Origin of the sequence: Ilumatobacter sp., from assembly GCF_965215205.1 — a bacterium.
Lineage (GTDB): Bacteria > Actinomycetota > Acidimicrobiia > Acidimicrobiales > Ilumatobacteraceae > Ilumatobacter_A.
In genome coordinates, this window is the sequence record NZ_OZ244049.1 from 1,398,809 (window position 1) to 1,411,844 (window position 13,036).

A 13,036-nucleotide genomic window follows, 5' to 3' on the forward strand; every position below is an offset into this window, starting at 1 on the left:
TCGGCGCGACGCACGCACGTCGCAGCTCGACGCGGTGACGGCTCGCCGCCCGTCGCGTCGACTCCGGGGCACCCCCGCGCTACCGTCACGCACATCGCTCTCCGGCTCGGCGCCGGACGGCCGCCTCGAGGTCACCGAGAACCTCCCGATCCACCCACGATCCAGGGAGGTGCGCATGTTCGCATCCGTTCCGTCGGCGGTGATCCTCGGTGCCGAGGGCCAAGCCGTGTCCGTCGAGGTCCACGTCGGCAAGGGCCTGCCCGGCTTCCACATGGTCGGGCTCCCCGACGAGTCGGTGCGGGAGTCGCGCGACCGGGTGCGCGCCGCGGTGATGTCGTGCGGGGCGTCGTGGCCCGACGTCAAGGTCACGGTGAACCTCGCCCCGTCGCAGCACCGCAAGAGCGGCTCCGGGCTCGACCTCGCGATCGCGCTGGGGGTCCTCGCCGCCGACGAGCAGATCCCGATCGAGTCGTTGCGCGGGTGCGCGTTCATCGGCGAGCTCGGCCTCGACGGCACGGTGCGCCCGGTGACGGGGGTCGCTCCGATGGTCGGAGCGCTGGCCGACCCCGGCCGCCCCGACGGCGTCGACGTCGTCGTGGTCCCCGTGGCGAACGCCCACGAGGCATCCGTGGTCTCGTCGGGGCGGGTCCGCCCGGCCGGCGATCTGGCCGAGGTGATCGCCGTCCACCGCGACCTCGCTCCGTGGCCCGACCACGACATCCCCGCGCCGGTGCCCGACGACGCGCCGATCCCGGATCTCGCCGACGTCCAGGGCCAGCCGCTGGCGCGCGGCGCCCTCGAGATCGCGGCGGCGGGCGGGCACCACTGCCTCTTCGTCGGGCCGCCGGGTGCGGGCAAGACGATGCTCGCGTCGCGCCTGCCCGGCCTGCTGCCCGAGCTCGACCGCGACAGCGCGCTCGAGGTGACGATGATCCACTCGGCGGCGGGCATCGAGCTGCCCGCCGCCGGGCTGGTCACCCGGCCCCCGTTCCGTGCCCCCCACCACACGAGCTCGGAGGTCTCGATCGTCGGGGGCGGGTCGCGCGGGTTGCGGCCGGGCGAGATCTCGATCGCGCACTGCGGCGTGCTGTTCATGGACGAGCTCCCCGAGTTCGCCCCGAAGGTGATCCAGACGATCCGGCAACCCATCGAGGAGGGCGTGGTGCGCGTCGCACGCGCGGCCGCGCACGCCACCATCCCGGCCCGGTTCCAGCTCGTGGCCGCGATGAACCCCTGCCCGTGCGGAGGAGGAGCGCGGCCCGGGGAGTGCGCCTGCGGCGAGCACCGCGTCGAGCGGTACGCGGGTCGGGTGTCGGGGCCCCTGCTCGACCGCCTGGACCTGCGCGTGCGGGTCGAGCGGCCGTCGGTCGACGACCTGCTCGACACCCGACCGGGGGAGCGCACCGAGGTCGTCGCACGGCGCGTCGCGGCGGTCCGCTCGGGTTCGGTTCGCCGCCAGGGTGCGTTGAACGCCCAGCTGTCGGCACGGGACCTCGACGAGCTCGCTCCGTTGACCTCGGGGGCGAGGACGCTGCTCCGTGCGGAGATCGAGGCGGAGCGACTCAGCGCGCGCGGGTACCACCGGGTGCGGCGCGTCGCCCGCACGATCGCCGATCTGGCCGTCGCGACGGCCGACGCGAGCGCGGGCGGGAGCGTCGAGGAGGCCACCTCGATCGACGAGGCGACGGTGGCGCTGGCGCTGGAGATGCGCACCTCGCTGCGGCGGCGCCGTCCCCGGTGGGTGGCGTGAGGGTGCACGGCGTGGGCCACATCTCCTCGGCGCATGCCCACGTGGCCGCGCTGGCCGCCCTCGACCGGATGACCACCGCCCGGCTCCACGCGCTCCTCGCCGGACGGACGCCCGAGCACGCGTTCGCGATCGCGGCCGGAGAGCAGCCGGCGACCAGCACGATCGCCGCGCTGCTCGCCGCGGAGCCGGAGCTGCGCCGACGGTGGGTGGCCTCGGCGCGCTCGGCGCGGCCGGAGCGCCTCGCCGCGCGCTGCGACGAGCTCGGGGTCCGCGTCCTGCTCCCCGGTGACGACGGGTTCCCGGCGCAGCTGCTCGACGACCCGCGCCGGCCGGCCTTCGTGTTCGCCCAAGGCGACCTGCGAGCGGTCGAGGGCCGGCGCGTCGGCATCGTCGGGACGCGCAACCCCACCCGTGCCGGCGCTCAGACGGCGGCTCGCTTCGGGCACGATCTCGCCGCGGCCGGCGTCGCGATCGTCTCGGGCCTCGCGCTCGGCGTCGACGGGGCCGCCCACCGCGGGGCGCTCGATGCGGGCGGCGTCGCCGTCGGGGTCGTCGCGAACGGCCACGGCGACCCGTACCCGCGCCGCCACGCAGAGCTGTGGCGCCGGGTCGCCGACAACGGCGTGGTCCTCTCGGAGTGGCCGCCCGGTACCCGGCCCGAGGCGTTCCGGTTCCCGCAGCGCAACCGGATCATCGCCGCGCTGTCCGAGGTGCTGGTGGTCGTGGAGAGCCGCGAGCGCGGCGGGAGCCTGATCACCGCCACCCAGGCCGCCGAGCGTGGGGTCGAGGTGCTCGCGGTCCCCGGGCCCGTCGACGGTCGTGCTTCGTCGGGCACGAACGCCCTGCTGGAGGATGGTGCCCACCCGGCCTGCTCGCCGGAGTCCGTGCTCGTGGCCCTGGGGCTCGACGGCCGCAGGTCGGGTCGCCGGCGCTACGACGCCCGGCGGCGGCCGACGGGCGCCGAGGCGGAGGTGCTCGCGCTGTGCCGGCGGGGGCCGCGCACCCTCGACCACGTCGTCGAGGCCACCTCGATGACGTTGGCCGAGGCGGCGATGACGCTCGCCCGGCTCGAGAGCGCCGGGTGGCTCGTCGCCACGGCCGGGTGGTTCGAGGCGGTCGACGAGTTCGGCGACCTGGCGTGAGCGCGCCGCCCGGGGTCGCGCCGTCGGCCGTGGAGGGGCCCGATCGGGGGGTCCGCGACGGGTTCGGAGTCCGAAACCGGGCGCGACCTTCGAACTCCTCCTACCATCTGGCCGATGGACGACGCCTGGCACCTCGTGCGCTTCGCCGCGTCGCTGACCTCGCTGTCGGAGCACACGGTCGCGGCCTACTCCTCCGACGTCGGCGCCTTCGCCGGGTGGTGCCGACGGGCGGGCATCGAGGATCCGTCGGAGGTGACGCGCACCACCGTGCGTCGCTACCTGGCCCACCTGACCACCCGCGACTACGCCCGGCGGACGATCGCCCGCAAGACGGCCTCGATCCGGAGGTACTCGGGTTGGGCCCTCGCCGACGGGCTCCTCTCGGCCGATCCGACCGCGGCCGTGTCGGTGCCGGCCGGCGACGGTCGCCTGCCGCGCGTCCTCGACCACGCCGAGATCCACGGCCTGCTCGACGCCCCCGGGAGCGACGGGGTCACGTGCGACGGGGTCACGGGCGACGGGGTCACCGGCGAGGGGGGCTCGGGAGAGGACTGCGACGACGGGTGGCGACGTTCGCGCGACGACGCCCTGCTCGAGCTGCTGTACGGCTCCGGGCTGCGCGTCGGCGAGCTGTGCGGTCTCGGCGTGTCGTCGATCGATCTCGACCGCTGCGCCGTGACGGTCTGGGGGAAGGGGTCGAAGCAGCGGAGGGTCCCGATGAGCGATCCGGCCGTCGCGGCGCTGCGACGCTGGCTCTCGGTGCGGGACGCCGCGCTCGGCGACGAGCCGGGCGACGAGCTGTTCGTCAACGAGCGCGCCCGGCCGATGACGCCGCGCGACGTGCGTCGCGTCGTCGATCGCCGCTCACCGGTGCCCACCCACCCCCACGCTCTGCGCCACAGCTTCGCCACCCACCTCCTCGACGGGGGAGCCGACCTCCGCGCGGTCCAGGACCTCCTCGGGCACGCCGACGTCGCGACGACCCAGCGGTACACTCACGTCAGCCGGGAACGCCTCTCGGCGGCCTACCGTGAGGCGCACCCCCGAGCATGAGCATCGTTCCCGAAGACGCCGACCTGCAGATGCAGTGGACGCGGTGGCTGCGCCGTCGCAACACCGCGGCGCGCGACCACCTGATCGTCCACTACTCGCCGCTGGTCAAGTTCGTCGCCGGCCGCATCGGGGCCGGGCTGCCCTCCAACGTGGACTCCGGCGACCTCGTCGGGTCCGGGGTGTTCGGGCTGATCGACGCGATCGAGCGCTTCGACCCCGACCGCGGGGTGAAGTTCGAGACCTTCGCGGTGCCGCGGATCCGCGGCGCGATCTACGACGGTCTGCGCCAGCTCGACTGGGTGCCGCGATCGGTGCGCAGCCGAGCCCGTGAGGTCGAGAAGGCCTTCGCCGAGCTCGAGCACCGCGCCGGTCGGGCACCGACCGACGAGGAGCTCGCCGCGCACCTCGACATCTCCGAGAAGGAGCTGGCCAAGTGGCTGTCGTCGATCGCCAGCACCACGATCGGCCCGCTCGATCGGGCGATCGCGGCCGGCATCGAACCGTCCGCGCCCGACACGGCGATGTCGGGCTCCCCCTCGGCCGTGATCGAGGACAAGGAGCTCAGCCACCTGATGCGCGTCGAGATCCGCAAGCTGCCCGAGCGCGAGAAGCTGGTGCTCTCGCTGTACTACGACGAGGGGCTCACCCTCTCGGAGATCGGTGACGTCATCGGCGTGACCGAGAGCCGGGTCTCGCAGATCCACACCAAGTCGGTGCTGCACCTGCGCTCACGCCTCCACGCCGCCGGCGTCTCCTGATCGTCGCTCGTCCCGAGCCACCTCGCCCACCGGGTCACCCCACCTCGCTCGATCGAGCTCGTCGACGCCGCACGCGTCCCGCCGTCCCCGCCGTCCCGTGGAGGAAGCGTGTCACGTCTCGTGCCGTCCCGACGCCTCGCCGTCGCCGTCCTGTCCGCCTCGTCGCTCGCCGCGTCGGCTCCGCCCGTGTCGGCTGCGCCGTGCTGGTCCCCGCCCGTCGTGGGGTCCGTCGTCGAGCCCTTCGAGGAACCTCCCTGCCCCTACTGCGCCGGCAACCGCGCGGTCGACTTCCGCGTCGCGCACGGCAGCGCCGTGCGCGCGGTGGCCGCGGGGACGGTGACCTGGACGGGTCGGGTCGTCGGGACCCTCTACGTGGTGGTCCAGCACCCGGGTGGGTTGCGGACCACCTACGGCCGACTGGGGAGCGTGTCCGTGCGAGCGGGGGATCGGGTGCTGGCGCGGACCCGGCTGGGGTCCGCGACGGAGCGCGCGTCGCTCAGCCTGCGCTCCGGCGCGACCTACCTCGACCCGATGCCGCGCATCGGGCACCTCGTCGGCCGCCGACGCCTCGTGCCGATCGACGCGACGCCGGCGCGCCCGGCCCCGCCGCCACGACTGTCGTGCGGCGCCCGGGTGGGACCCCGCCCCGGTGGCGTCCCGCGACAGCGTTGATAGCCTGCACGCTCGTCGCTCCGACCGGTGCGGCACCACCTCATCGCCCCTCCGATCCATCGCGGTCGCCGTGCTCGTCGCGGCGCCGGTCGGCGGGGATCAACCGCAACAAGGAGAACCACGCCATGGCCGTCATCTCGATGCGTCAGATGCTCGAAGCCGGTGCCCACTTCGGGCACCAGACCCGCCGTTGGAACCCGAAGATGAAGCGCTTCATCTTCGGTGAGCGCAACGGCATCTACATCATCGACCTGCAGCAGACGCTGCCCCGCGTCGAGCAGGCGTACGGCTACGTCCGCGACCTCGTCGCCGGTGGCGGGACGATCCTCTTCGTCGGCACCAAGAAGCAGGCGCAGGACCCGATCAAGAGCTACGCCGACAAGTGCGGGATGCCGTACGTGAACGAGCGCTGGCTCGGCGGGATGCTGACGAACTTCGAGACGATCTCCAAGCGCGTCGCGAAGATGCTCGAGTACGAGCGCATGGAGGCCTCCGGCGAGACCGAGGTGATGATCAAGAAGGAAGCGCTGCTGCTGAACCGCGAGCTCACCAAGCTGCAGAAGAACCTCGGCGGCCTGCGCGACCTGAAGACCACCCCCGACGCGATCTTCGTGCTCGACACCGTCAAGGAGCACATCGCCGTCACCGAGGCGCGCAAGCTCGGCATCCCGGTCGTCGCGGTGGTCGACACCAACGTCGACCCCGAGGTCGTCGACTACCCGATCCCGGGCAACGACGACGCGATCCGCTCCAACAGCCTCTTCGCCCGCGTCGTCGCGGACGCCGTCGCCGAGGGCCGCTTCATCGCCCAGAAGCGCAACCCGGCCCCCGAGCCCGTCGCCGAGAAGACGCTCGAGGAGACGGCCGCGTTCGAGGCCTCCCAGCGCGCCGCCCGTGACGCGGCCGCCCAGGCCCAGGCCGACCGCGACGCCCGTCTGAACGCCGCCAAGGACCAGTCGGCGGCCGCCTCCGACGCCGCACGAACCCCGAGCTCGGTCGCCGGCGAGACGACCGGACCGGCCGGGAGCGACGAGCCGGCTCCGGAGGCTCCGCTGAGCGAGACCCCGGCCGACACCCCGCCCGTCCCCGCCGGCGCCGATCACGGCGCGAACCCGGCGACGAACCCCGAGGCCGACTCGGCGACGTCGAGCAGCTCGCCCGACATGCCCGACTCGACCCCCGACACCACGACGGAGAGCTGATCCCGATGGCATTCACCGCACGCGACGTCAAGGCCCTGCGCGACTCCTCCGGCGCCGGGATGATGGACTGCAAGAAGGCCCTCGAGGCCAACGACGGCGACATGGAGTCGTCGAAGAAGTGGTTGCGCGAGAAGGGCCTTGCGGCGAGCGCGAAGCGCGAGGACCGCGAGGCGTCGCAGGGCGTCGTCGCCCTCGTCGTCGACGGCACGGTCGGAGCGATCGTCGAGCTGAAGAGCGAGACCGACTTCGTCGCCGGGTCCGACCAGTTCAAGGACGAGGCCGAGGCGCTGGCCCAGCTCGTCGCGCGGAAGGGGACCGACGCCGTCGCCGAGCGCGCCGAGCAGCTCGAGGAGCTGAAGGTCACCCTGAAGGAGAACATCGGTCTCGGCGGGGTCGAGCGCATCGAGGCCGCCGAGGGCAACCACCTCGGGAAGTACCAGCACGTCCAGGGCGGGCGTGGGGTCAACGCCGTCCTCGTCGAGGTCGCCGACGGCTCCCCCGAGCTCGCCCACGACCTCGCGGTGCACATCGCGTTCGCTCGGCCGACCTACCTGAGCCGCGACGACGTCCCGGCCGAGGTCGTCGGCGCCGAGCGCGAGACGCTCGAGACGATCACCCGCAACGAGGGCAAGCCCGAGCAGGCGATCGGCAAGATCGTCGACGGTCGCATCCAGGGCTTCTTCAAGGACATCGCGCTGCTCGACCAGCCGTACGCGAAGGACGACAAGCAGACCGTCGCGCAGTTCATCGGCGACGCGACGGTCGTGAGCTTCGCCCAGGTCGAGATCGGCTGAACCCCCGCCGGCGCGCCGCACGAGCGCCGTCGGAGTCCCGGTGAACGGCCCCGTCCACGCAGGTAGCGTCGGCGGGGCCGTCGCACGTCCGGGCAGGGACGGCGAACCCCGCACCACCCAGGGAGAGACCATGACCGACACGCCACGCCCCAGCTTCCGGCGGATCGTCTTCAAGCCGTCGGGTGAGGCGCTCGCCGGGGAGGGCGGGACGGGGCTCGACGGTGACACGATCGAGGCGACGGCCCGCGAGATCATCGACCTGCGCCAGAACCTCGACGTCGACGTCGCGGTCGTGGTCGGCGGCGGCAACTTCTGGCGTGGCCGCGAGGGTTCGCTGCGCGGGATGGACGCCACCCAGTCCGACCACATCGGGATGCTCGCGACCGTGATGAACGCGCTGGCCCTGCAGGACGCGCTCGAGCGCGAGGGCCAGGAGACCCGCGTGCAGTCCGCGATCGAGATGCCGCGCATCGCCGAGGCGTACATCCGTCGCCGCGCCGTGCGCCACCTCGAGAAGGGCCGCGTCGTCATCTTCGCCGCCGGGACCGGCAACCCGTTCTTCACCACCGACACCGCCGCCGCGCTGCGCGCCGCCGAGATCGACGCCGAGGTGCTGATCAAGGGCACCCACTCGGGGGTCGACGGCATCTACAGCGCCGATCCCCGCACGGACCGGGCCGCGACGAAGTTCGAGGAGATCAGCTACATGGACGTGATGACCAAGGACCTGAAGGTCATGGACACCACGGCCATCGCGTTCTGCCGGGAGAACGGCATCCCGATCGTGGTCTTCGACATGTCCAAGGAGGGGTCGCTGCGCAGCATCGTCCAGGGAGGGCACGAGGGGACCCTCGTGCGCGACTGATCGCCACGGTGGCAGCCGGAGCCGTCCCAGGCCCGGCGCGTCGCGACGGCTAGCCTCCGGACGGTGATCGACGACACCATGCTCGAGGCGATGGAGAAGATGGAGAAGGCGGTGGAGCACACCCGGTCGCAGTTCGCGACCGTGCGCACCGGGCGCGCCACCCCGTCCCTCGTCGAGCGCATCACGATCGAGTACTACGGCGCGCAGGTCCCGCTCCAGCAGCTGGCCTCGATCTCGGTCCCCGAGGCCCGCCAGCTGCTCATCAAGCCCCACGACCGCAACTCGCTCGACGCCGTCGAGAAGGCGATCCGCGAGAGCGACCTGGGGGTGAACCCGAACAACGACGGGATCGCGATCCGCCTGTCGCTGCCGCAGCTCACCGAGGAGCGCCGCCGCGAGTACGTCAAGGTGGCGCGCAACATGGCCGAGGACGGGCGGATCACCCTGCGCAACGTGCGCCGCGACGCACGCAAGGCGATGGAGGCCGAGGAGAAGGACGGCGAGGTCTCCGAAGACGAGCTCGAGCGGGCCGAGAAGGAGCTCGATCGGGTGACCAGCGACCACGTCGAGCAGATCGACACCGCGCTCGGTCGCAAGGAGCAGGAGCTGCTCGAGGTCTGAGCGCGGCTCGCACACGAGGGGGAGACACATGACGGACGACATCTGGCGCAACGAGGACGGCGGGGATCCGTCGACCGGTTCGCGCCGTCCCGGGCGCTTCGAGGCGCAGATGGACGACTTCGACTCCGAGGAGTTCGGCGGTCCGCTGTTCGGCGACGACTCGGAGCCGACCCGGACCCCGACCGGGGAGAACGCCGGCCTCGACCTCTCCGACGACTCGACCGGGCCGCTGCCCCACTGGACGGAGCCTCCGACGGGGGAGGTGCCGCGCATCGAGTCCGCGTCCACCGACACCGACGACGGCGACGACCTCGACGTGTGGTCGACGTTCACCTCGGAGTCCCCCGTGTGGAAGGAGGGCGACAGCGTGGACGCCCCGACCGGCTCGCTGGGCACCACCGACGTCGACGCCCCCGAGGAGCCGTCACCGGCGTTCGCCTCGTCCAGCCCGACCGGCTCGTCCGGACGGACGCCTCGCGTCGGGGGTCCCGACGCCCCCGCCGACCCGACCGGCGAGCTGCGCTGGGAGGACGATCCCTCCGGAGGGTCCGCCCTCGATCCGCTCGGCGCCGATCCGTCCGGGAGCGACGCCGTCACCACCTCGACCGAGGTCGTCGGGTCCGACGTGCCGCGCGACCCGCCGCGGATCACGATCGGCACCGACCCGTCGGGGATGCCCCGTCGCCCGGATCCGGCGCGACGCGGATCGACGCCGCAGCGGCCGCCGTCGAGCTCGCTGAACCCGACCGACTCCGACGGGCGCGACCTCCCCGTCGCGGTGGCCAGCGGGCTCGCCCTCGCGGCCGCCTTCCTCGCCCTGACGATCTTCGTCGGCCCGCTCGGCTCGCTGCTGTTCGTCGTCGCGGTGCTCGCGATCTCGGGCGTCGAGTACTTCGGCAAGGTCACGGAGAAGGGCTACCGACCCGCCGTCGCCCCCGGCGTGATCGCGATCGCGGCCTCGACGCTCGCGGCCTACTGGGTCGGCCCCGAGGGCATGGTGATCACGATCGCCTTCGCCTTCCTCGTCGGTGCGCTCGGCTTCATCGCGGCCCCCTCCATCGAGGCGGGGCCGATGCCGAACATGGCGATCACCACCCTCGGGATCGTGTGGATCGGGCTGCTCGGTTCCTACGCCGGCCTGATCCTCGACTTCTCCAACGGGGGCGGTCCCGACGGACGTCCGTGGGGCACCGACACGATGGTGCTGCTCGCGATCGGCGTCGTCGCGAACGACGTCGGCGCCTACTTCGTCGGCTCGGCGTTCGGCCGCACCCCGCTGCGCAGCTGGATCAGCCCCGCGAAGTCGGTCGAGGGGTTCCTCGGCGGCACGGTGCTCACGCTGATCGTGATGGTCATCATCGGCCTCCAGGACTGGAGCGACACCTGGAGCAACATGGGCCACCTGCTGATGCTCGGGATCGTGATCTCGCTGCTCGCGCCGCTCGGGGACCTGATCGAGTCGATGTTCAAGCGGAACCTCGGGATCAAGGACTTCGGGACCGTGATCGCCGGGCACGGCGGTGTGCTCGATCGCTTCGACGGCGTCCTCGTCGCCCTGCCGGGGGTCTACTACCTGTTCGTGGTCCTCGAGCCGTGGACCGCCCGGGTCTGATCGCCGCCGGCCGCGCGCCCGTCGCCGTGCGCCGACCGTGACGACGCGCGTCGCCGTCGCCGGGTCGACGGGCTCCATCGGGACCCAGACGCTCGACGTCGTCCGTGCGGAGAACGAGCGCGTACCGGGGTCGTACTCGGTGGTCGCGCTGGCCGCGGGGTCGTCGATCGACCTCGTCGTCGACCAGGTCGTCGAGTTCTCGCCGGAGCTGGTGGCCGTCGCCGACCCCGACGCGCGCCGCGAGCTCGCCGACCGCACGTCGGGGCGGGGGGTCGAGATCGTCGCCGACGCGACCGAGGTCGTCGAGGTGGCCGACGTGGTGGTCAACGGCGTGGTGGGGTTCGCCGGCCTGGGGGTCACCGTCGAGACCCTCCGAGCCGGACGTCGGCTGGCGCTCGCGAACAAGGAGAGCCTGATCGCGGCCGGCCCCGTGGTGCAGCCGTTGCGCGACGTCCCCGGCGCCGAGCTGATCCCGGTCGACAGCGAGCACTGCGCCCTGCACCAGTGCCTGCGCTCGTCGTCCGCCCCGGGGCGCGAGGTGGCCCGGCTGCTGCTGACGGCGAGCGGCGGACCGTTCCGCGGGCGCGACGCGGACGAGCTCGCCGAGGTGACCGTCGAGTCGGCCCTCGCGCACCCGACGTGGGCGATGGGGCCGAAGATCACGGTCGACTCGAGCACCTTGATGAACAAGGGCCTCGAGGTGATCGAGGCCCACGAGCTGTACGGGACCCCGTACGACTCGATCGACGTGGTCGTCCACCCCCAGTCGGTGGTGCACTCGATGGTCGAGTTCCGCGACGGCTCGACGATCGCCCAGCTCTCGATGCCCACCATGCACCTCCCGATCGGGTACGCCCTCGGCTACCCCGATCGGATCGCGACCCCGTTCGGATCGATCGACTGGACGACGCTGTCGCGCCTCGACTTCGAGCCCCCCGACCGCTCGACGTTCCGCTGCCTCGACCTGGCCTACGAGGCCGGTCGGCTCGGGGGCACGGCACCCGCGTGGCTCAGCGCCGCCAACGAGGTGGCGGTGGGATCCTTCCTCTCCGGAAACCTTGCGTGGAACGCCATCGCCGACGTGTGCAACGGGGTGCTGGAGCGCCATGATGGTTCCGTTCCCACGTCCGTCGCCGACGTGATCGAAGCCGATCACGTCGCCCGGCGAGTCGCCGAAGAGATCGTCGAGACCAGATGACCGATCAACTGAACCGCCAGCTCCCCCCGCCGGAGCCCATGACGCGCGCCGACAGGTTCCGCAGCGAGATCGTCGCCGGCGGATCGGTGCGCGAGAACGCCGAGGACGAGCTCGCCGGCGGATGGCGCGGCGCTCTCGCGATGGCGGCGATCATCGCCCTGTTCGTGTGGCTCGCGACGATCAACCTGTGGTGGTTCATGTTCGTCGTGGGGGTCGTGATCTCGGTGTTCTTCCACGAGCTCGGCCACTTCCTGACCGCCAAGTGGACCGGGATGAAGGCGACGCAGTTCTTCCTCTTCTTCGGCCCGCGGCTGTGGAGCTTCCGACGCGGCGAGACCGAGTACGGCGTGCGCGCCCTCCCGCTGGGAGCGTTCGTGCGGATCATCGGGATGAACCGGATGGACGCCGACGTCGAGCCCGGTGACGAGGACCGCACCTACCGCCAGAAGAGCTTCCCGCGCCGCCTGCTGGTCATCTCCGCCGGCTCGATCATGCACATGATCATCGCCGTCGTGCTGCTGTTCGTGGTCTACGTGGGCCAGGGCGAGCGCACGATCGTCCCCGAGGTGGTCGTCGGCGAGGCGATCCCGGGTCTCCCGGCCGAGCAGGCCGGGGTGCGCGACGGGGACCGGATCGTGGCCGTCGGCGGGGCCGCCGTCGCCGACCCGCTCGAGCTGGGTGACGCGGTGCGCTCCTACGAGCCCGGCGACGTCGTCGACGTCGGCGTGGTGCGCGACGGTCGCGAGCTCACGATCCCGGTCGGGCTGGCGGCGCGCACCGACGTCCCCGAGAGCGACGAGCTGTTCGGCACCACCTACCTCGGGGTGTCGTCGTTCAACCCGGTGACCTACGTCGAGCACGGCGTCCCCGCCGCTGCCGGCAACGCGATCGTCGACGTGGTGCCCACGGCGTGGGAGTCGACCAAGGGCGTGCTCAAGGCGCTGAACCCGATCAACATCCTCACCCACCTGGACGGATCGAACGACGACCCCACGACGCGGCCGGTGACCCTGGTCGGCGTGACGGGGCTCTCCGACGACGTCGGCGAGTCCGAGGGCTTCTTCGGGGTGCTGTGGCTGCTCGCCGTGCTCAACGTGTTCGTCGGGGTGTTCAACATGTTCCCGCTGCTCCCCCTCGACGGCGGCCACGCGGCGGTGGCGGTCTACGAGCGGGTGCGCGAGGCGATGCGCGGCGGGCGCCAGCGCTACTTCGCCGACGTCGAGCGGTTGATGCCGCTGGCGATGGGGGTCGTCGTCCTGCTCTTCGCGTTCATGTTCGCCGGTCTGTACCTCGACATCTCGCGACCGCTGTAGGCGCCGGTCCCGCCGCGCGCGTTCTCCCGACGCCGGGCTGCGCCGACGAGCGGCGG

The 13,036-nt window shown here is 72.6% G+C and carries 12 protein-coding genes; all 12 read left to right on the plus strand.

Translation table 11 applies throughout. The features are described 5' to 3' along the window. Positions 1–175 precede the first annotated feature (175 nt). The gene (locus ACOOHC_RS06570; RefSeq protein WP_420453768.1) at positions 176–1,750 is read left to right on the plus strand and encodes a YifB family Mg chelatase-like AAA ATPase; all 1,575 of its coding nucleotides are present in this window, start codon (positions 176–178) and stop codon (positions 1,748–1,750) included. 11 nt (positions 1,751–1,761) lie between these two features. Next, on the plus strand, positions 1,762–2,892 hold the full coding sequence (gene dprA / locus ACOOHC_RS06575; RefSeq protein ID WP_420453207.1) for a DNA-processing protein DprA: 1,131 nt from the start codon (positions 1,762–1,764) through the stop codon (positions 2,890–2,892). Between the two features lie 114 nt (positions 2,893–3,006). Further along, positions 3,007–3,945 (plus strand): tyrosine-type recombinase/integrase, encoded by a 939-nt coding sequence (locus tag ACOOHC_RS06580; protein ID WP_420453208.1) that lies wholly within the window; start codon positions 3,007–3,009, stop codon positions 3,943–3,945. After that, the gene (locus ACOOHC_RS06585) at positions 3,942–4,703 is read left to right on the plus strand and encodes a FliA/WhiG family RNA polymerase sigma factor (RefSeq protein WP_420453209.1); all 762 of its coding nucleotides are present in this window, start codon (positions 3,942–3,944) and stop codon (positions 4,701–4,703) included. Before ACOOHC_RS06580 ends, ACOOHC_RS06585 begins: the two co-directional genes overlap by 4 nt. A gap of 108 nt (positions 4,704–4,811) precedes the next feature. After that, entirely contained in the window at positions 4,812–5,375 is a 564-nt protein-coding gene (locus ACOOHC_RS06590) for a murein hydrolase activator EnvC family protein (protein WP_420453210.1), read from the plus strand. Between the two features lie 125 nt (positions 5,376–5,500). Next, positions 5,501–6,577, plus strand: coding sequence for a 30S ribosomal protein S2 (gene rpsB, locus ACOOHC_RS06595; protein WP_420453211.1), 1,077 nt, complete (start codon positions 5,501–5,503; stop codon positions 6,575–6,577). Positions 6,578–6,582: 5 nt separating this feature from the next. Then, on the plus strand, positions 6,583–7,371 hold the full coding sequence (gene tsf, locus ACOOHC_RS06600; protein ID WP_420453212.1) for a translation elongation factor Ts: 789 nt from the start codon (positions 6,583–6,585) through the stop codon (positions 7,369–7,371). A 130-nt stretch (positions 7,372–7,501) separates the two neighbouring features. Continuing rightward, positions 7,502–8,236: a UMP kinase gene (gene pyrH / locus ACOOHC_RS06605; protein WP_420453213.1), complete on the plus strand. Its 735-nt coding sequence runs from the start codon at positions 7,502–7,504 to the stop codon at positions 8,234–8,236. A gap of 63 nt (positions 8,237–8,299) precedes the next feature. Then, the gene (frr, locus tag ACOOHC_RS06610; protein ID WP_420453214.1) at positions 8,300–8,857 is read left to right on the plus strand and encodes a ribosome recycling factor; all 558 of its coding nucleotides are present in this window, start codon (positions 8,300–8,302) and stop codon (positions 8,855–8,857) included. A gap of 28 nt (positions 8,858–8,885) precedes the next feature. Further along, on the plus strand, positions 8,886–10,469 hold the full coding sequence (locus ACOOHC_RS06615; RefSeq protein ID WP_420453215.1) for a phosphatidate cytidylyltransferase: 1,584 nt from the start codon (positions 8,886–8,888) through the stop codon (positions 10,467–10,469). Between the two features lie 37 nt (positions 10,470–10,506). Continuing rightward, positions 10,507–11,667, plus strand: coding sequence for a 1-deoxy-D-xylulose-5-phosphate reductoisomerase (gene dxr / locus ACOOHC_RS06620; RefSeq protein ID WP_420453216.1), 1,161 nt, complete (start codon positions 10,507–10,509; stop codon positions 11,665–11,667). Next, positions 11,664–12,980, plus strand: coding sequence for a M50 family metallopeptidase (locus ACOOHC_RS06625; protein ID WP_420453217.1), 1,317 nt, complete (start codon positions 11,664–11,666; stop codon positions 12,978–12,980). The genes dxr and ACOOHC_RS06625 overlap by 4 nt, the downstream gene beginning before the upstream one ends. Positions 12,981–13,036 lie beyond the last annotated feature (56 nt).

What these genes read in the sequence shown, in the direction of transcription:
- ACOOHC_RS06570 (WP_420453768.1), top strand. Translation starts at nt 176, where the DNA reads ATGTTCGCATCCGTTCCGTCGGCGGTGATCCTCGGTGCCGAGGGCCAA.
- ACOOHC_RS06580 (WP_420453208.1), top strand. Translation starts at nt 3,007, where the DNA reads ATGGACGACGCCTGGCACCTCGTGCGCTTCGCCGCGTCGCTGACCTCG.
- ACOOHC_RS06585 (WP_420453209.1), top strand. Translation starts at nt 3,942, where the DNA reads ATGAGCATCGTTCCCGAAGACGCCGACCTGCAGATGCAGTGGACGCGG.
- rpsB (WP_420453211.1), top strand. Translation starts at nt 5,501, where the DNA reads ATGGCCGTCATCTCGATGCGTCAGATGCTCGAAGCCGGTGCCCACTTC.
- tsf (WP_420453212.1), top strand. Translation starts at nt 6,583, where the DNA reads ATGGCATTCACCGCACGCGACGTCAAGGCCCTGCGCGACTCCTCCGGC.
- pyrH (WP_420453213.1), top strand. Translation starts at nt 7,502, where the DNA reads ATGACCGACACGCCACGCCCCAGCTTCCGGCGGATCGTCTTCAAGCCG.
- ACOOHC_RS06615 (WP_420453215.1), top strand. Translation starts at nt 8,886, where the DNA reads ATGACGGACGACATCTGGCGCAACGAGGACGGCGGGGATCCGTCGACC.
- ACOOHC_RS06625 (WP_420453217.1), top strand. Translation starts at nt 11,664, where the DNA reads ATGACCGATCAACTGAACCGCCAGCTCCCCCCGCCGGAGCCCATGACG.